15 protein-coding genes are annotated in these 18,021 nt (G+C 45.4%); 3 read left to right on the forward strand and 12 right to left on the reverse strand.

Annotation, left to right across the window (positions count from 1 at the left end; genetic code table 11):
• From ACMA1I_RS12200 to ACMA1I_RS12225, 6 genes are all read right to left on the reverse strand, one after another.
• Positions 1-270, reverse strand: a complete 270-nt coding sequence (locus ACMA1I_RS12200; protein ID WP_337068618.1) for a monovalent cation/H+ antiporter complex subunit F — start codon at positions 268-270, stop codon at positions 1-3.
• A complete protein-coding gene (locus tag ACMA1I_RS12205; protein WP_337068620.1) occupies positions 267-761 on the reverse strand; it encodes a Na+/H+ antiporter subunit E in 495 nt (164 codons plus the stop codon). Before ACMA1I_RS12205 ends, ACMA1I_RS12200 begins: the two co-directional genes overlap by 4 nt.
• A gap of 1 nt (position 762) precedes the next feature.
• The gene (locus ACMA1I_RS12210) at positions 763-2,283 is read right to left on the reverse strand and encodes a proton-conducting transporter membrane subunit (RefSeq protein ID WP_337068621.1); all 1,521 of its coding nucleotides are present in this window, start codon (positions 2,281-2,283) and stop codon (positions 763-765) included.
• Positions 2,284-2,358: 75 nt separating this feature from the next.
• The gene (locus tag ACMA1I_RS12215; RefSeq protein WP_337068623.1) at positions 2,359-2,718 is read right to left on the reverse strand and encodes a Na+/H+ antiporter subunit C; all 360 of its coding nucleotides are present in this window, start codon (positions 2,716-2,718) and stop codon (positions 2,359-2,361) included.
• A 6-nt stretch (positions 2,719-2,724) separates the two neighbouring features.
• A complete protein-coding gene (locus ACMA1I_RS12220; protein ID WP_337068624.1) occupies positions 2,725-3,267 on the reverse strand; it encodes an MnhB domain-containing protein in 543 nt (180 codons plus the stop codon).
• A gap of 5 nt (positions 3,268-3,272) precedes the next feature.
• Positions 3,273-5,582 carry a putative monovalent cation/H+ antiporter subunit A gene (locus ACMA1I_RS12225; RefSeq protein WP_337068625.1) on the reverse strand — a complete coding sequence of 770 codons (2,310 nt, stop codon included), beginning with the start codon at positions 5,580-5,582 and terminating at the stop codon, positions 3,273-3,275.
• A gap of 166 nt (positions 5,583-5,748) precedes the next feature.
• Here ACMA1I_RS12225 and ACMA1I_RS12230 point away from each other — a divergent pair, with 166 nt between their 5' ends.
• Entirely contained in the window at positions 5,749-6,672 is a 924-nt protein-coding gene (locus ACMA1I_RS12230) for a universal stress protein (RefSeq protein WP_337068626.1), read from the forward strand.
• 194 nt (positions 6,673-6,866) lie between these two features.
• On the opposite strand, the gene ACMA1I_RS12235 is transcribed toward ACMA1I_RS12230, so the two are convergent.
• The 3 genes from ACMA1I_RS12235 to ACMA1I_RS12245 form a co-directional block, all read right to left on the reverse strand.
• Positions 6,867-7,379: an FKBP-type peptidyl-prolyl cis-trans isomerase gene (locus tag ACMA1I_RS12235; protein ID WP_337068627.1), complete on the reverse strand. Its 513-nt coding sequence runs from the start codon at positions 7,377-7,379 to the stop codon at positions 6,867-6,869.
• 138 nt (positions 7,380-7,517) lie between these two features.
• Positions 7,518-9,461: an AAA domain-containing protein gene (locus tag ACMA1I_RS12240; RefSeq protein ID WP_337068628.1), complete on the reverse strand. Its 1,944-nt coding sequence runs from the start codon at positions 9,459-9,461 to the stop codon at positions 7,518-7,520.
• Positions 9,462-9,758: 297 nt separating this feature from the next.
• A complete protein-coding gene (locus ACMA1I_RS12245) occupies positions 9,759-10,325 on the reverse strand; it encodes a hypothetical protein (RefSeq protein ID WP_337068629.1) in 567 nt (188 codons plus the stop codon).
• A gap of 394 nt (positions 10,326-10,719) precedes the next feature.
• Between ACMA1I_RS12245 and ACMA1I_RS12250 the strand changes: the two genes are divergently transcribed.
• Positions 10,720-11,946, forward strand: coding sequence for an erythromycin esterase family protein (locus ACMA1I_RS12250; RefSeq protein WP_337068631.1), 1,227 nt, complete (start codon positions 10,720-10,722; stop codon positions 11,944-11,946).
• A gap of 164 nt (positions 11,947-12,110) precedes the next feature.
• On the opposite strand, the gene ACMA1I_RS12255 is transcribed toward ACMA1I_RS12250, so the two are convergent.
• The 3 genes from ACMA1I_RS12255 to ACMA1I_RS12265 all read right to left on the reverse strand — a co-directional run bounded on the left by ACMA1I_RS12255 (position 12,111) and on the right by ACMA1I_RS12265 (position 16,723).
• Positions 12,111-13,067, reverse strand: a complete 957-nt coding sequence (locus tag ACMA1I_RS12255) for a bestrophin family protein (RefSeq protein WP_337068632.1) — start codon at positions 13,065-13,067, stop codon at positions 12,111-12,113.
• 661 nt (positions 13,068-13,728) lie between these two features.
• Positions 13,729-15,057 (reverse strand): DNA recombination protein RmuC, encoded by a 1,329-nt coding sequence (rmuC, locus tag ACMA1I_RS12260; protein WP_337068633.1) that lies wholly within the window; start codon positions 15,055-15,057, stop codon positions 13,729-13,731.
• 286 nt (positions 15,058-15,343) lie between these two features.
• Positions 15,344-16,723, reverse strand: a complete 1,380-nt coding sequence (locus tag ACMA1I_RS12265; RefSeq protein WP_337068634.1) for a DEAD/DEAH box helicase — start codon at positions 16,721-16,723, stop codon at positions 15,344-15,346.
• A gap of 126 nt (positions 16,724-16,849) precedes the next feature.
• On the opposite strand from ACMA1I_RS12265, the gene ACMA1I_RS12270 reads away from it, so the two are divergent.
• A complete protein-coding gene (locus ACMA1I_RS12270; protein WP_337068635.1) occupies positions 16,850-17,962 on the forward strand; it encodes an AI-2E family transporter in 1,113 nt (370 codons plus the stop codon).
• The last annotated feature ends 59 nt before the right edge of the window (positions 17,963-18,021 follow it).

Here is an 18,021-nt window from a genome sequence, read left to right on the forward strand (position 1 = left end):
TCAGCGGGTTGTTTTCATTAAGAAGTAGGCAAAGGAAATAGAGCCTAAAAAACCAAACAGCGATAAGATGATGGCAACATCAATAAAGTCGGCATTGCCGGTAAGCTCCGTATAAATAGCTATAATGCCTATCACATTTGCCACAAACAAATCGAAAGCAGTGATGCGATCGGGTAAGGTTGGGCCTATGGCAAAGCGGATGGCTGTAAGCACCAGGCAAATGCTAAGAGCTCCAATGGCAATAATAAGAGTAACAGAAAATATGCTCATGTTGTCAGTTCCAGTATGCGTCGTTCAAATCCGTTTTTGATTAGCCGTTTCAGTTTGTCGAGGTCGTCGTTTTCTACATATAAGGTGTGCACATAAAGCACCTTTTTATCTTCGCGTACATCCAGGGTAAGTGACCCAGGCGTAAGCGAAATCATGCAAGCCAGCAATGTTATATCCAGGTCCTCTTTTACATCCAGCGGAAGTGCCAGCACGGCTGGCTTCATCATGTATTTTGGTGTAATAATATCATAAGCGATTTTAAGGTTTGCCACCACCACTTCTTTTAAAAAGAACAGCACAAAATTTAAAACTTTGGGAAGCTTTCTAAAGTAGGCGCGGTGATAGAGAGGACTCGTTAGCCACAGTACCACCAAGATCACCAGGAACACACCAGCCGCTGTGGTGGCATTATAAGGCAGCAGGTCACTCAGTTTAAAAAACTGGTAGGCCCCTAAGAACGATATACTACTATGTATCAGGAATGTCTTCATGTTATCTATGCAGTACGGCGTTAATGTATATTTCGCTGTTAAGGAGCTGTTCTGATGCCCGGAGCGCCAGCCCTACCAACGGCTCAGCATACAACCCTATAAACAGGATAAAAAAGATCAAAAGCAAAACAGGCAGGTGTAAGAGTCGCAAAACCCACTTATTCTTGATGTTGGCCTCGGTAATAAACTGCAGGGCCTCTTCGCTTGGCTGCGGTTTCTTTTTCCAGAAAACTTCATTCCAGATTTTAGTCATCGAAAAAATAGTAATCAAACTAACCCCTAGTGAGGTGGCGACCAATCCATAACTTTCTGCTTCCAGACCTGCTTTTGCCAACATAAATTTTCCCCAGAACCCGGAAAAAGGCGGTATACCGGCCAGCGAGAAGGCTGCTATCACAAACATGACAGAAAGCATAGGCTGATACAGATAAACACCCCCTAACTTCTTAAGCGCAAAGGAGCCATTGGTTCTGTAAACAACTCCACTGATGAGGAACAAACAGGTTTTAACAAGAATGTTATGAATAACAAAGTAAATGGTTCCTGCAATGGCTAGGGGCGTAAAAATGGCCAGCCCCATGACCATATACCCAATCTGGCTGACGATATGGAAAGAAAGGATCTTACGGAAATCTACCTGAGAAGCGGCACCTAACACACCTATTACCATGGTTAATCCTGAGAGCACGAGTAACAAGGGCAATAAAATATCCTGGTTCAGCACAAAAAGCAGCGTAAACAGCCTGACCAGCGCATATAAACCTACCTTGGTGATGAGCCCGGCAATGAAGGCAGAAATTCCGATAGGAGGAGTGTGGTAGGAGGCGGGAAGCCAGAAAAATAACGGAAATATGGCGGCTTTAATGCCCAACGCCACCAAAAAGAACATTCCGGCCAATGTAATAAGCCCATGGTTAGTTTCTGCCGACCTGATTAGCAAAGCCAATTCTGCCATGTTAAGGCTACCCAATATGCCATACACCATGCCAATACCTATTAACAAGAAGCTGGATGCTAAAAAATTAATAGTCACATACTTAATAGACCCTTCCAGTTGCGGTTTACTGCCACCCAGGGCAATCAGTACAAAACAGCAGATCAGGAGAACCTCGAACCAGACAAACAGGTTAAACAAATCTCCTGTCAGGCAAACGCCATTTACGCCCATCTGGAGAAGAAGCAACAGAGGGTAATATCCAAAAAGTTGGCGGGCATTGCTTAGGCCGCGGAGCGAGAACAGAAACACAGCAATACCTACCACTGAACTTGCCAGCACCATCAGGCAGCTAAACAGGTCTGCAACGAGTGTTATACCAAAGGGGGCTTCCCAATTACCAATTTGCGTAGTTTGTATGCCGTTGGTGTCTGTTTCTATAAGCAAAAAGGCGGATGCAGCGCAAAGGCTTAGTTGCGTTACCACACCAATTACCCGCTGCACGCCTAGTTTCCGCCAGAAAAAAAGGCAGAAGATGGCGCCGTAAAGAGGAATAAGTAAGGGTAGTATTAGTAGCGATTGTGGCATAAAATAGGTTAGTCAGCAAAAATTAGAGTTGGATATTTAAGGGCACCTAAAAAAGTAGCCAATTTAAATTTAAGGCTACTCCTCCTGAATTTTATCTGTTTTGTCGAGGTCATCAAGGTCATTGGTACCGAATGCCTGGTAAACGCGCTTAATAAGAACGATGGCAAAAGCTTGAATACCAAAACCGATGACAATGGCAGTGAGTAACAAAGCCTGCGGAACAGGATCTGCAAAGGGTTCTGCCGCCATTTTATCGCCATTGTCTATGATAGCAGTGTTGCCCCTGGTTAGCCTGCCGATCACAAACAAAAACAGGTTGGTACCCAATCCGAATAAAATAACGCCCAGGATAAGTTTAAAAAAATGACGGTGAAGGATCAGGTAAAGACCTGACGCAAAAAGTATTCCGACGAGTAGTGGCAATAGTATTTCCATAGTTGTTTATTCTTCGGCCATTACAAAAGTTATTTTCAGGACCACACCCAGCACCAGCAGGTATACCCCAAAATCGAACATAATAGGTGTGCCGGGTTTACCAAAAATGGGCAGGTAGAAATCTGCCCATAAGGCAGTCATGTAAGGTTGATTGCCCAATAAACCAAATACACCACTGGTTGCCGCCAGAAATAGACCTGAAGCAATAATAAATATTGGGTCTACCATCCAGAGCCGTACATGCCAGTTTTGTGAGGTTCTTACTTCTTTTTTGAAGAAAAAATTCTTATACAATATCCAAAGAGGCAGAGCCACCCTATTTTTTTCTTTTGCTATGGCGGGGCGATAATATTTAAAAGTGAAGAAAGTAAAAGCCGTGTCCTTTGGACCATGCGCCATGGTATGAAAGATGAAAGCAATCGCACAGATTAAACCACCAATAAATCCTCCTCCAGGATGATTGTGGCCCCTGAACAGAATATAAACTGAAAAGATCACGAAAAGCGGTATAAACAGGCGAATGGCAACTGCCAGTATTAGTGTCTTCATAGGGCTTAGTGTTCATTATCCATTTTAAGTTTGAGCATGGCATAAATACCAATGGCCGCAACAGCCAGTACAGTGGTTTCGCCCAAGGTATCCAGAGCCCTGAAATCTACCAGAATTACATTGACTATATTCCGGCCATGCCCCAGCAGGTAACTGTTTTCGCCATAGTATGCTTTCAAACCCGAGACCAGCGGATACTGCTTTACGAGCAGGGTAAGGTAGGCCATTACCCCGCCGAACAATACTGAAATAGCCATGTACTTTGCCTTCTGATACCGGGAGCTGAGAAACTTAAATTCAGGCAGTTTATGCAGAATCAGCACAAAGATTACCACCGTCAGAGTCTCGATCAGGAGCTGCGTAGCTGCCACATCAGGTGCTCCAAAAAGTATGTAAAAGAGCGCGATAGAATAGCCGATCATACCCAATATAGCAATGGAAGTAAGGCGGGAGCGCGTACGAAACAAAAATAGAAGAGCAGGAACCAGGAGCACCAGCAGCACCAGTTCGTAAAGCCTGGCATTTCCCATCTCACGCCAATTTTCACTCAAATCAAGGACAGGTCCCTTTTTTAGCAGCACCAGGATCACAAGCCCTATTAACGTGGAGATAATTATATATATATAGCTGCGCAGGTACCCGTTCTGAAGTCTTTGAGTAATACTGGTCGCCCCTTTCAGCAGTCCCGTCAGAAAAAGTTCGTATAGGCGCTGAGGCCCCATTTTGTACAGCGGGTTCAGGCGGGGGGCGTACGTGTGCAGGCGGTTGGAACACCGGTAAGCTACATAACCCAGTACCATCGTAAGACCACTTAAGCCAAGCACCAAATTAAACCCGTGCCATAAAGCCAGTTCAAACAGTTGCTCCACTCCCAGCATGGCCTCTGCTGCTCTTCTTAAAAGAGGGGTAACAAAAAAAGCGGGGAACAGGCCAAATAACAAGCCTACAGAGGCTACCAATAATGGGGGTAACTGCAAGGCAGGGGCCAGGTGATGTTCCAACGGTGTGGGAGTGGCGGTAGGTTGCCAGAAAAATTTAAAACCCAGCACAATGGCAATGGCCACAAACACCATCCCCGAAAAGAAGGAGACAGCAAACAGCATAACTTTGAAGGTAGTGGCGCCAAGCGCAGCCTCGTAGAGTAGTTCTTTACCAATAAAGCCAAAAAAAGGCAATACCCCAGCCATGGAAAGAGCAGCCAAAGATGCGGCTATGGCCGTGGGCTTCATGTTTCGGCCCAGGCCGCGTAAAAAGTCTAAGTCTCTGGTGCCGGTGGCATGGTCTACGTTGCCAGCAACCAGAAAAAGCGTGCCCTTGTACAGCGCATGCGCCAGTAAAAAAACGAGCATAGCCTGCAGGGCAGGGGCAGTGCCTACCCCCGTCATGGTAACCAGAATGCCAAGGGCGCTGATGGTGGTGTAAGCCAGAATAGCTTTGAGGTCTTTGTGCTGCATGGCCAGCAAAGCCCCTAATAAAGTAGTTATACCGCCTACGGTCATGAGCGTGTACTGCCAGGCATCTGTGCCACCAAGCACAGGAGTAAACCTTGCCAGGAGATAAATTCCTGCCTTTACCATAGTGGCCGAATGCAGATAGGCGCTTACGGGTGTAGGGGCAGCCATAGCATTGGGTAACCAGAAATGGAACGGGAACTGCGCCGATTTGGTAAAGGCTCCCAGCAGCACCAACACCAGCATGGGCAGGTACAAGTTGTGCTCCGTGATCAGGCTGCCACGGTTGAGCAAGTCGCTGATAGTAAATGTTTCTCCTACAGAGCCCATGAGCAGTAACCCTGCCATGAGTGCCAGTCCACCGCCACCCGTAACCAGCAAGGCCTGTAAAGCCGATTTCCGGGATTCCTCTTTGGCATGCTTGTACCCAATGAGGAGGTAAGAACTAAGACTGGTTAATTCCCAAAAAACAAATAGGCAAAAAATATTCCCTGAAAGCACCACGCCGGTCATGGCAACCATAAACAAAGTTAAGTAAAGGTAAAAGCGGCCCAGCAGATTGTCTCCTTTCAGGTAGCCGCCCGCATAAGTCATAATCAGGGTGCCAAAGCCAGTTACCAGCAGGGCGAAAAACAGACTTAGCCCGTCGAGGTAAAAATGAAGGTTAATATTGAGTGATGGAGCCCACAGGTAAATTGCGGTAACAGTTTCGCCGGCCAGTACCTGCGGCAACAACGTTAAAAAGTACACGAAAGCCGACAAAGGGTACAGGGCCATGGGCACATACAAATACTTGCCCAGCCACTTGTGCAGAACCGGGGCACTAAAGGCTAGTAAGAGGCCAGCGAGTATAATAATCAGCATATCTGAAAGAAAAATGTAAAGGTTATATGCATAAATTCGTATGTAGCTTAAGACTACAGTACCCGAAAGCAGAAATTTAGTTACATTGGGCTCAGAGGCCAGCCAACCAAATGGGCCTGTATCAGTACCAATTGTTCAACCACAACCACAAATAAAACTTGATACTATGTATATTTTAAAACGCATAATGGTAGCCCTGGATCTCACCGATATGGATGACACCCTTATCCGGTACGCTGCCTTTATCAGCACCCAATCCACTATTGAAAAAGTAATTTTTATTCATACTGAAAAAAGTCTCGAAATACCGGCTGAACTCATGGAAGGCATGGAGCGGGAGGTGGTGCCAACAGAATCCTCTATCCGGACTCTCATTCAGGAAAAGGTAATGACTTATTTCCGGGAGTTGCCGGGTTTAGAAGTGGAGGTGCAGGTAATGGAAGGCGGCCCTGTGAAAGAGATGCTGAAACTCTCGAAGAGGGAGCAGGTGAACCTGTTGCTTGTAGGGCGTAAGTTGCACCTGCGAGGAAGCGGTGTACTGCCTCAGAAACTGTTGCGCACCGGTAAAGTAAGCGTGCTTTTTGTACCTGAAAATAACGAGCCGAAACTCTCTAAAGCTGTGGTTGCCACCGACTTTTCAGAATACTCTTTGATGGCCCTGGACCGTATGCTGCACTCCGCCATTAACAGGCCTAGCATGGCCATTGAGTGCCTGCATGTATACGAGGTTCCCTCTGGCTACATTACCCTGGGCGAGAGCTATAAGTCGTTTGATATTCGGATGCAGGGCTTTGCCAATGAGAAGTTTGAACAGGTACTTCAGAAGTTTCCGGAGCTACAGGACCGTGCCAGTCTCCGGTTGGTGAAGCAGGAATACAACGATGACCTGGGAGAGGTGATTGTGCTGGAAGCCAAACGGTCGAAAGCAGATTTACTTGTAATCGGGGCAAAAGGAAAATCGACTGCCGCGTTGTTTATTGTTGGCAGTGTGACCGAGAAAATTCTTCGGTATGATGACAATATTCCACTACTCGTGTTCCGCGATGAGAATGAAGAGGTGGGCTTCCTGGATGCCTTACTAGATGCCTAAAAACTGTAAAATAAAGATTAAACAAAAAAGGAGTGGCTGCAGAGCCACTCCTTTTTTGTTTAACTCTGGCATTGCTGAAGAATCTATCATTCCAGTAGCCAGGTAAGTTTTCAATTATTCTAATGAAAAGCCTCTTCCGGAGCTATTTTATGCAAAGGTAGCTTAAGGGCCCGGCCAGGGCAATACATTATTGCTTAGTGATGATGACCACCTTCGCCATGCACATGACCATGGTCAATTTCTTCGCTGGTGGCTTCGCGTACTTCTTCTACTTTGCCTTCGAAGAACAATTCTTTGCCTGCCAGTGGGTGGTTAAAGTCCATGGTTACGGTTTCTTCTTCCACTTTAATAACACGGCCTTGCAGCTGGTTGCCTTCGTTATCGGCCATTGGAATAAAGTTTCCTTCTTCCAGCATATTATCTGGTATACTGCCTTCTATTTCAAAAACTGATTTCGGCAAATCAACCATGGCATTCGGGTCGAAGTCGCCATAGCCATCTTCCGCATCCAGCGAAAAGCTAAAGGCATCTCCGGAGCTCAGGCCATCCAGGTTATCCTCGAACTGCTCTGGCAAGCCACTCGCGCCAAACAAAAAGACCATCGGCTGCTCCTTTGTTGCTGTTTCAATTAATGTCTGCTCGCCGTTTTCATCTTTAATACGAAGCTCGTATGTGAGCGATACCACTTTGTCTTTTTCGATTTTCATAGATTACTGGTTTTTTTGTAAGACACCCGAAAGGTAGAAACTATAATGGAGTAAGCATAGCTTTAAAGCTATAAATTGAGTTTCAGCGTCCTTTTAACCGGACTTTTGTGTTTGCTTACGAGATTTATCCTGATCCGTTTAAGGCAGGCATTCATTTAGTTCCCACGCACTCTTATAGGCGTTAATAGATTCGGCATACTGAATAAAAGCCTCAAAAAAAGGATGCTGGGTGAGGGTGGCGCTGTCGCCTACAATCACCAGTTTCTTTTTTGCTCGTGTCATGCCTACATTCATGCGGCGTATATCGCTCAAAAATCCTATCTCGCCTTTGTCGTTGCTGCGCACCATGCTCATGTAAATAATGTCGCGCTCCTGCCCCTGAAAACTGTCTACGGTACCTACCGACAACTGGCGCTTGCTGCGCAGCTCATGCAGCAGCGGCATGTGCTCCACCCGGTCTTCCAGGTAATTTATTTGCGCACGATAAGGGGCTATAACGCCAATTCGCAATGGAACAGCCTCTTCGGCGGGAGCATAATCTTTGAGCGTAAGCTGCAGGTGGTTGAGCAACAGGTCAGCTTCTTCCGGGTTAGCCGAGCTTTGTGTCTCTGCCATGTCAGACTCGTTATAGCCACAACCTGCGGTATCTATAAACTCCACAGCCAGACCAGCCGGAAAGTGCGGGTCGTACTGGTGCAGGTCCGACTCCCGCACGCTCTCATGCGCCTCCAGCTCCCCTTTGTAAAACTGCTGGTTCGAGAACTGCATGATGTGGTGGTGCATACGGTATTGGGTTTTAAGCATAACCGAAACTTCCGGCTGCCGCTCTATGCATTTCTCGAATAAGGTACGGCTAAGGCCACCTTTCTCCGCCTCAAACGATTTAACGGTAGGAGGGAGCTGGCAATGGTCGCCAGCCAATACTACCCGATTGGCCCGCGAAACCGGAATCCAGCAGGCAGGCTCCAGGGCCTGCGCTGCCTCATCTATAAATACAGTGTCGTAGCTAAGGTGGCGAATGGCTTTATTGGCTGAGCCCACCAAGGTACATGTAATTACCTGCACATTGTCGAGGAGGTCTTCGGTAATATAATGCTCCACCTGGTCAGCCTGCTCCAGCATGCGCTGGCTTTCGTATTTGTAGAGTTGCCGCTGTGCCCGCTCCTCATGTCCAAACTTGCGCTTAAACTGGTAAGCCATGCGCTTATACTCTTCTGCCGCTTTCCGGAACTCCTTTAAATCTTTGTAGGCCTTGTGGCTCATTACCTGCGCGTCGAGTGTGTGCTCCAGCAGCACATCCGAAACGCGGGACGGGTTCCCGATCCGGATTACGTTAACGCCTTCGTTGGCCAGCTTCTCTGTCAGCAGGTCTACTGCTGTGTTAGAGGGAGCCGTTACGAGCAGCCTTCGCTGTGTCTGCAATGTTTGCAGAATTGCCTGTACCAGGGTAGTGGTTTTGCCGGTTCCGGGAGGTCCGTGTATGATAGCTACATCTTTTGCCTGTGCAATTTTACGGACGGCCTCGTTCTGCGATTTGTTCAGCACCGGAATTTCGGCCACAGGGTCCAATGTAAAAGCAGCCGGTTTTTCACCCAGCAGGATGTCGCGCAGCTCCGCCAGTCGGTTGCCTTCGGCCTCCATCACTTTGCGCATGGCAATCTCCATTTCACGGTAACTCATTTCATCGAAGGTCAGGTCGATGCCTAGCTTTCCGTCGTCTATCCAATCAGGAAGGTCTTCTTTGTTCGTTGCCAGCAATACTTTATTGCGGCGCAGGCCTACAATAACCCCCGACAAAGTGGTGCGCTCACCATGGTTCGAAAACAAAGCTGCTGCTTTTCCTGTCTGAAACAGGTGTAATTGGTCGCGGCCGGAGGTTCGCTCCAGCTCCAGCACTACTTTATTGCCAAAGCCAATTTCTTCTTTAGAAATAACCACTGGGTACCAGCAAAAGCCCATTGCTTTTCGCTCAGAGATAGAGCTTTTCAGGCTTTTAGCCTTAAACTGCTGACGGTCTTCCTCCTGCTCAATTTTGAGTAGTTCCTGAACCTGCTTCAGTTCTTGTAAGATTTTTTCTGTCATGTATATCAAAAAGGAAGGCTGGAGATAAAGGCCAGCCCTCGCTTTAACCAAAATTTAACTTATACTGTAGTAGCAAATGTTATAACATAAATTCAACTGCTTTTGCTCCCTAAGTAGCTGAAATTTAGATTTTCAGATTCAACTTGTACGGCAAAAATTTAATTCTTGTAATTATTCTAATAAAATGGGCCTTCCGGAGCCTATAGCGCTCTGAAAATGGGTAGCCCCCCATAGAAAATACCGATACTGCTGTAAGCAGAACTGGTATATGTTCGAGGGCTAAATATTTCTGCTGGCTTACCGGCTCTTCTTTTTACTTTTGGTAGTAGCTTTCCCCAGCCTTATTTGCAACAACACCGCGTACAAGAAAATTATAAAAGCGGCAACGGCCAGTATGGCTATCACCTTATCTTTTCCATAGCGCTTCTCATCTGAGGCTGCGAGTTCGGTCTGCAAATCCTGAAGGCTGCGTTCCCGCTTTTTGAGCTGACTCTCCAGTGTATTAATCTGGCTTTGCAAGCCTGCAATGCGATCATTTATCTGGCGCTGATCTACCTGCACTTGCTTGCCGCTACGTTGAATCTCTACAGTGTTTTCAGCTACTTTTTTAATACTGGCGGCTTTTACTGCCCCAATAAGTTCGGAGTCTTTATTAATGATTTTTTTGAGTGTCTCAATTATATGCATCAGGTCAGCCTTGGATTTTTTACCCCAGAAGTTGCTGTTCTGCTGATTATAAAACTGATACTCCATTACCAATTGCTCGCGCTCTTCCATTAAACTGGCTAGCCTCGCATCCTGTTGGGCCTTAACACCTGTAAAGCACATGCATACAACTAACACGGCTAATATTTTCTTCTTCATCCCTTTCCAATTTGTACCAATCAAGATACAAATATGGTTAACGAGATCGAATCAGCCATCATTTTTTTCTCTCCCTCTAAACCGAGGCACAAAAAGGAATGGCTAAGCCCATTCCACAGCTAGTAGAACAGCTTGTATTTCACTTCGCTTATTAAGATAAAGAGTAATCCAAATTTATCGTAAACCAAACATTGTAGCGTAAACAGAGGTAAAGCAATAGCATTTTTAATATATATGTTTTAACTTAAGGGGACCTAAGAAAGTTATTATGCATCCTTAGCATTTTCTGCTACCGGTAATAATGCCACTGCTCCGGCTGCATTGTTAATTTTAGGTTAGGTATTAATGAGAGGACAAAAAGTATTTCTAACGCTTCTTTAAGTTAAATAACACGATGAATGTAAGTATATGGAGGTATGTATGGGTGGCCATTCTGACAATGTTTGTATTTACTTCCAGGGCTCAGAACCAGGTCTATGTAAAGGAGTTAAGCGGGCGCTATGAAAATCACAAGCAGCATGATGCTATTAATTATCAGCCTGTAGCAGAATTAATTCAAGGCAAACGAGTTGCTGGTTTTGGTGAATCTTCTCATGGAACCTGGGACTTCTATTACATTAATACCGAGCTCATTAAATATATGGTCAGCCATAAACTTTGCAGCGCTGTTATTCTTGAAGTCCCTTTTGTGCAAGGCCTGAAAATAAATGAATTTGTTACGACCGGACAAGGAAATATAAAGGACTTGATGAATGGAATAGGCAAGCCTCCACCTGTAAAAGACCTAGTAGAGTGGTTAAGAGAATACAATCTAAAACCTGAAAACAGTGCAGCTCCGGTACAGTTTTATGGCATGGATGTTCAGGGAAGCAAAAAAAACGCCTACGAGTACTTAAATTCCTGTGTCAGCAAAGGAGGTGCCGCCGCTTTTCCTCAAATGGATGCTTTGCTAAAAGCAGGAAATTCTAAAAAGGACACTTTACTGAACGCTTATATAGCGCATGTAGAAGGTCCACTCAAAAAGCTAAGGGATACCGATCTTTTAGCATACAAGGAGAACAAAACCTGTGAAATTTTGTTAAATGTACTCAAACAATCGAAGGATTTTGATGCTGCAGGACCATTCGCTTTTGCGAAAATAAGAGATAAGTTTTTAGCGGAGAATGTAGCTTTTATTGAACGTAATTTAATACCCAATGGGAAAACAATATTTGTTTGGGCGCACAATGGCCATATAAGAAGTGGCGGCAAGAGTATGTTACAGGTTCCGATGGGGCATCATTTAAAACAGGAGTATGGAGAGCAATACGCTTCTGTTGCCTTAGATTTTGTAGGCGGAAGCGTTTTTGTAATGAAAAATTCTGGCACTACCGTTAATGTAACTGAAAATAAAGAATCAAAATTCATAAGGAATCTTACTAATCCAGCTTCAGAGGGGGTGCTCTTGTTTAATATTACCGGACCACGCCTAGAAAATTCCCTTCCAGTTAATTTTCCTAACTCCTACAAACTTCATAGCTATGACGTATCTGAGAAAACAGCCTCTTTTAAAACCAAAGAGGACTTTGATGCTATTATTTTGATTAATAATGTTAGGTCTTTGTATGAGGTAAAGCATTAGCATCTGTCTTAGCCTACAATAACGGCTAATGGTGCTATTGCCTATTATTCTAATAAAAAGTAACTTCCGAAGCATTTATTCGCCCTTAAACTAAAAGGTTATATAACTTGATTTAACCTTTTAATTTAAGGGCACCAAGGTCTTTCTATTTAATATATTCCTGCCTACAGAACCACGCCTTCCACGTTCTTTTTCTTCGGAAAATCTTTATCCCCCCATTGCTCTTTCACGTTGGTTTCGATGGTAAGACTGATATCGGTGAGTGGAACATCTTCCAAGCGATTCTCAAAAGGGTCTTCTGAACGCTCTCCAACCAGGTCGAGGCACAGGAATACAAATGAGATGATAACTGAAATGGGCATACTCACCCAACCAAGTTCCTCAATAAAGACGAATGGCAGTAGTGAGGCATGTATAAACACAAAGACTCTCGAGAAGAAACTGTACTGCCTCGGAAAGGGAGTATTCTTAATGCGTTCGCTTCGTCCCTGAATGTTATTAAATTCCACCAGTGTTTCCTCCATCTTCACAAAACGAAAATCAGACACCCAACCTCTCTCAAAAGCCCGGCGCAAATCCTCACCCTGTAGTTCCAGCAGATAGTTTGGGGGGTTGTTCTTGTGGCAGAATAGTTGAAATTCTCTTTCAGATAAAAAGCTCTTGGTGTCGGCGTAATCATTTTCTTCCTGGTAAATCTCACTTTGCCTGGTTTCGTTGTAGCCGTGGGTCCGTCTTAAAAAGACGCGCAAAGCATGAACAAAAGCAATGTGCCGGTACACCATCCGTTTTTGAAAGGCTTTTACTTCCGAGGCCTCGCTTGGAGCTGTGGGAAGAATCATGTTAATGAGTTGCCGGGTCCAGGCTCTGCTATAGTTCACAAGCAAGCCCCATATTTTTCTGCCTTCCCACCACCTGTCGTAAGCATTATTGTTTTTGAAACCAAGGAAAATGGCCAGCGCCGTGCTAAGGGCAGAAATGGTGTTAAATGGGAGATGCAGGTGCATTATTTGAAAATGATCGTGCAGTAAAAAAACTACTACAGACAATATAATATAGTAGAGCATGCTCTTCCAAGTGTAATGGAAAATCATGTGCCACTTTAGGTTCCTATTTACAATCATAAAGGTGCTCTAAAAGAAATATTCTCTGGTATTACTAAAAATTAACAATTTGGTTAGGAGCTTGTTTTAACTGAAGTCGGTTTATTTAAAATATAAGTTGTAAAAAAGCGCAGTGGAGCAGTTTTTTGGCTAATTAATATTCATTCAAGAAAATCGAAAATTTGATCGAATTAGAAAAGTTATATCAGCCATTCTACTCATATCATATTTACCCTCCGCTTATCACCTTGATCTAGACAAGCTCTGCCAGCACTGGCAACTAATGCTCGTGGTGAAAAAAGACACAAAGATGGGATGACGTATAGAAGCGAAGAATATAGGCTGGTGTTTTTGCTGTTTTGAAAAAAATGTACCAGCAAAGGCGCCAACAACTTTTAAGGTAAGAAGCTGAAAAGAAGAAGACGGAAAGTCTCTGAACAACATTCGAAGTGGTGCATAGGTTGAAGTGCTCAAGAAGCCTAAAATATACCCCGCCCAACCCTTACTTCAGAAAAGCTAGCTAAGGCTCTGGAAGACCGTTTTCATTAGAAAAATTGATCCAGGAGTTTTTTTTGCTTTTAAGATGTCAGAGCCAGCCATTTGGCGAAGGATGAATGTATAGCTGTCAGAAAACAACTTAGTCAAGCACATGCCAATTGCACAGCAATTCTTTTAACAAGCTTTAATCTTCATGACTTTCCAAAGACTTTGCCTCCTGCAACAGGTTTTCGTCTAAGGTCTTACTTGTTTTCGCGCCGAGTTCTCTTAAAATTTCGACTCTGCGGATCAGGTTGCCTTTGCCTTCAGTAAGTTTATTCATAGCCGCACTGTAGGAGCTCTGGCTATTTTCGAGGTGCTTGCCTATGGTTTTAAGGTCGTCTACAAAACCAACAAACTTGTCGTAGAGCTTACCGCTTTCCTCTGCTATGCGGAGTACGTTGCGTTTCTGGTCTTCCTGTCGCCAAACACCTGCCACCGTGCGGAGCGTGGCGAGTAAAGTAGAGGTGGTTACAAGTACAATATTCTTATCGAAAGCGTCTGTAAAAAGGTCGTGGTCGTGCTGCAATGCCAGGTTAAATGCCGGCTCCAGCGGAATGTACATCATCACGAAGTCAGGGGAATTGATACCGTTAAGCCGGTGATAATTTTTACGGCTCAGATCGGTAAAGTGTGTCCGGATGGAGTTGATGTGACTGCGCAGGTAAAGCTCTAACTGGTGATCGTCTTCGCAGCTGCAGTAGGCCTCATAAGCTACCAGCGACATTTTTGAGTCTATTACCAGGTGCTTTCCTTCCGGGAGACGAATGATTACATCGGGTCTGTAAATTTTATTTTCTTCGTTCTGGCGCACCTCTTCCCGCTCAAAATGGATGCCCTTCCGTAACCCGGATTTTTCCAACAGACTTTCGAGCAGATATTCTCCCCAGTTGCCCTGGGTCTTACTTTCCCCTTTCAGAGCTTTTGTCAGGTTCAGAGCATCCTGGCTCATTTGCTGGTTCAGTGTGGCTAGTTGAGTTATCTGCTCTTTTAGTGACACACTTTCCCGAAAGGTCTTTTCATAAGTTAAATCAACCTTTGCTTCGAATTCTTTAATGCGCTCTTTTAAGGGCGATAAAATGCGTTCCAGGTTATCAGAAGAGGCTTTGTTAAAGTGGTCGGCGTTGCTCATGAGCACCTGATTCGAAATGCTCTGGAACTGTTGCAGAAACTTTTCCCGGAGTAGCTCCAGTTCCTTTGCCTGCTCCTGTAAGCGGCGTTGCAGGTGCTCATAATCAGTTTCAGTTTTGGTAAGGGCATTGGTGAGCTCCAGCGTTTCGGTCTGAGCCTCCCGCAGTTGTAACTTCAGGTTCTCACTTTCGGCAAGCTGTATTTTTGCCTGCCCCTCCAGCACCCCCATCTTTACCTGTGCCTGATTAGCAGCCTCCTGCAACTGACTCTGCCTGCCCCGCTGCACCAGAAAGGCCACTACCAATCCTCCTAAAAAAGCCGCAATACCAATTATGATCTCCATAGCGGTAAAGGTACAGTTTTTTAGTATTTTTAGCTAAATGCTAACTTTTTTAGTTCATCGGATGGTTAATGTTTGCTTATTATTGATTGCTGGGACTAGTGAAAGGGAACATTTGGACTCTTATTTATTGAGCCGGAACTTTCTGTAAATGGATATGGTAGATTTCCGAATTATAAGACAACGAAAACAGGAACCAAAACAAAAGACTTGATTGAAATTGGAGCAGTCCTCAAGCCTTGAGTACAGTATACCAGGTTTTGAATTCCCAACAAACAATAATTAGCCATTAATCTTGCACCAGCGTTACTCTAAATTTCCGGCCCTTAATTTTGCCTTCGCCCAGTTTAGTGGCAATTGCTTTACTTTGGGCAGCAGGCACAGCTACAAAACTTTGCCGGTCCTGTACTTCTATTTTACCTATAGCCGCTGCCGCCAGGCCTGCTTCGGCAATTAGAGCCCCCACAATGTCGCGCGGACTAAGCTTATCTTTTCGGCCTGCGTTTATATGGAGGGTGGCAAAAGCAGCTGCTTCTGGCATGGCTTTCGTTTCATTTATCTGCAGATCCGCCAGCTTTAGCCATTCATCCATGCGCACGTGTCCCCAGTCGCGGAGCTTCTGTTCGTCACGCTTAGAAGAAAGCGTGTATACGGTGCCACTCTTCCCGGCTCTGCCTGTGCGGCCACTACGGTGGAGGTAAGCTGCTTCGTCGTCAGGTAACTCAAAATGCACGATGGTGGTTAGGGCGTCTATGTCGAGGCCCCTGGCAGCCAGATCGGTAGCTACTAAAATAGTGGTGCTGCCATTCCGGAAAAGCGTCATGGTGCGGTCGCGGTCTATCTGCTCCATACCGCCATGCAAGGCCTTTGCCGTAAGCCCTTTTTCCTGTAGGAAGGAGGTAAGTGCATCGGTGGTGGCGCGGGTATTGGCAAAAACCACAGTACCGGTGGGGTCTTTGCTTAGCAACAAGGCCGCCAGCGCCTCCTTTTTCTCGTTTTGCTCAACCTTTAAACCCACCAGGTGCAGCTGGTCGGGAATAGCAGTGGTAGTAGCTTTTATAAATTTGGGGTTTTTAAGCGAATTCGAAATAAGCTCTTTTACCTTATCTGGCATTGTAGCCGAAAATAGCACTGTTTGCCGCTTAGCAGGCAACACGTCCAGTATCTGGTCCAATTCTTCTTCAAAGCCCATTTCTAGCAGCTTATCGGCTTCATCCAGCACAATTTGTTTCAGATGGCCCAGGTCTAAGGTGCGGCGGCTGAGGTGGTCGGTGAGGCGGCCGGGTGTACCCACCAGCACCTGCGGCGGAAATGCCAGAGAAGCTCTTTCCTGCGAGAAGGCATGACCGCCATAAAAGGCACTTACTTTGAGATTTGTGAGCTGCTGCGCCAGGTTTTTAAGTTCCTGTCGCACCTGCACTGCCAGTTCGCGAGTAGGCACCACTACCAGCGCCTGCACCTGTTGCAGGTCAGTATCTATGTTTTGCAGAATGGGCAAACCATAGGCAGCGGTTTTGCCACTGCCGGTTTCAGCCTGCCCCGCCACATCCTGGCCTTGGAGCAGCACCGGAATGGCTTCCTGCTGAATAGGAGTAGGGGTATGAAAGGTTAACTCCTGCAGGCGTTGCAGCAAAGCGGGTTTTAAATTTAATTCGTTGAAAGAAGACATGTATGTAACTACGTTGGCAACAAAGGTAAGTATAATTATCAGGGTTTGGAATCTTCGTTCGCATCACCTGTAGAAGCATATATCGTAAAAAGAATATCTTTTTAAAGCTTAATCAGTAAGGAGAGTATGGGAAAAAGTTACGTTCAGCTTAAAAAAATGACTTATGGGTTGCTCTTCCTCATCATGCTGGTATATGTACTGGTAGAGGCAAGGGAATTTTTATATCCTATTTTTATGGCCATTCTGTTTGCCTACCTGTTGTACCCGGTAGTGAAGTGGCTGGAGAAATGGAGAGTGCCGCGAATAATTGCGACCCTGTTAACCATACTAGTAGCTATGGCCCTGCTGGCCTTTGTAATGGTGCTGCTGTACAAGCAACTGGCCATGTTCCTCGATGATTTCCCGGCCCTGCAGGAAAAGGCGCTGGAAAACCTGGACAAGCTGCAGCATGCCCTGGACCGAAAATTTGGAGACGAAAATGAAAGCAATGAACACTGGCTTCGTAAGCAGGTATCGGGGGCGCTGGAATTTAGCGGTGGCGTGCTGACGGGGGTGCTGCTGGCCATAACCGGAACCGTTACAAAGTTTGGTCTTATGCCGGTATATATTTTCCTGATACTTTATTACCGGAATAAATTCGAGAACTTTATTCTCCGTCTTACTCCCCCCTATACGCACAGCAGAACGCAGCGCATTATAGATGAGATTGCCCTTGTCACCAAGCGCTATATGGGTGGTGTAGTTATCGTTATCCTGATCCTTTGCGTTATCAACTCTACCGGATTGCTCCTCATTGGGGTAGAGTATGCCATTTTGCTCGGAATCATTTCTGCGCTGATGAATTTTATTCCTTATTTCGGAACACTCATAGGTGGGGCTATTCCGCTGCTTTACACGCTGATGGTGCAGGGCGATTTGCAGAAATCGCTTGCTGTGCTGTTACTTTTTCTGGTGGTGCAGTTCACCGAAAATAATATACTTACGCCTAACATTACGGGCAGCCGGGTAAAAATAAATCCGCTGTTTACGATAGTGAGCATTATTATAGGTGGCATGATGTGGGGATTACCCGGCATGTTTGTAGCGGTGCCGCTGCTAGGCATGTTTAAAATATTCTGCGACAACTCCGACAGGCTATCTCCTTATTCATATTTACTTGGCACTGATGGCACCGAAGAACATGCATTTAATTTAGAAAAGGTGAAGAAACTGTTTGGAATAGGAAAGAAGGACAAATAAATTACCGCCGCTGCTTTTGTAATTAAACAGCAAGAGGCAAAGCGGGTATACTGCTTTGC

This window comes from Pontibacter sp. 13R65 (assembly GCF_047525655.1).
In the GTDB taxonomy this organism is placed as follows: Bacteria; Bacteroidota; Bacteroidia; order Cytophagales; family Hymenobacteraceae; genus Pontibacter.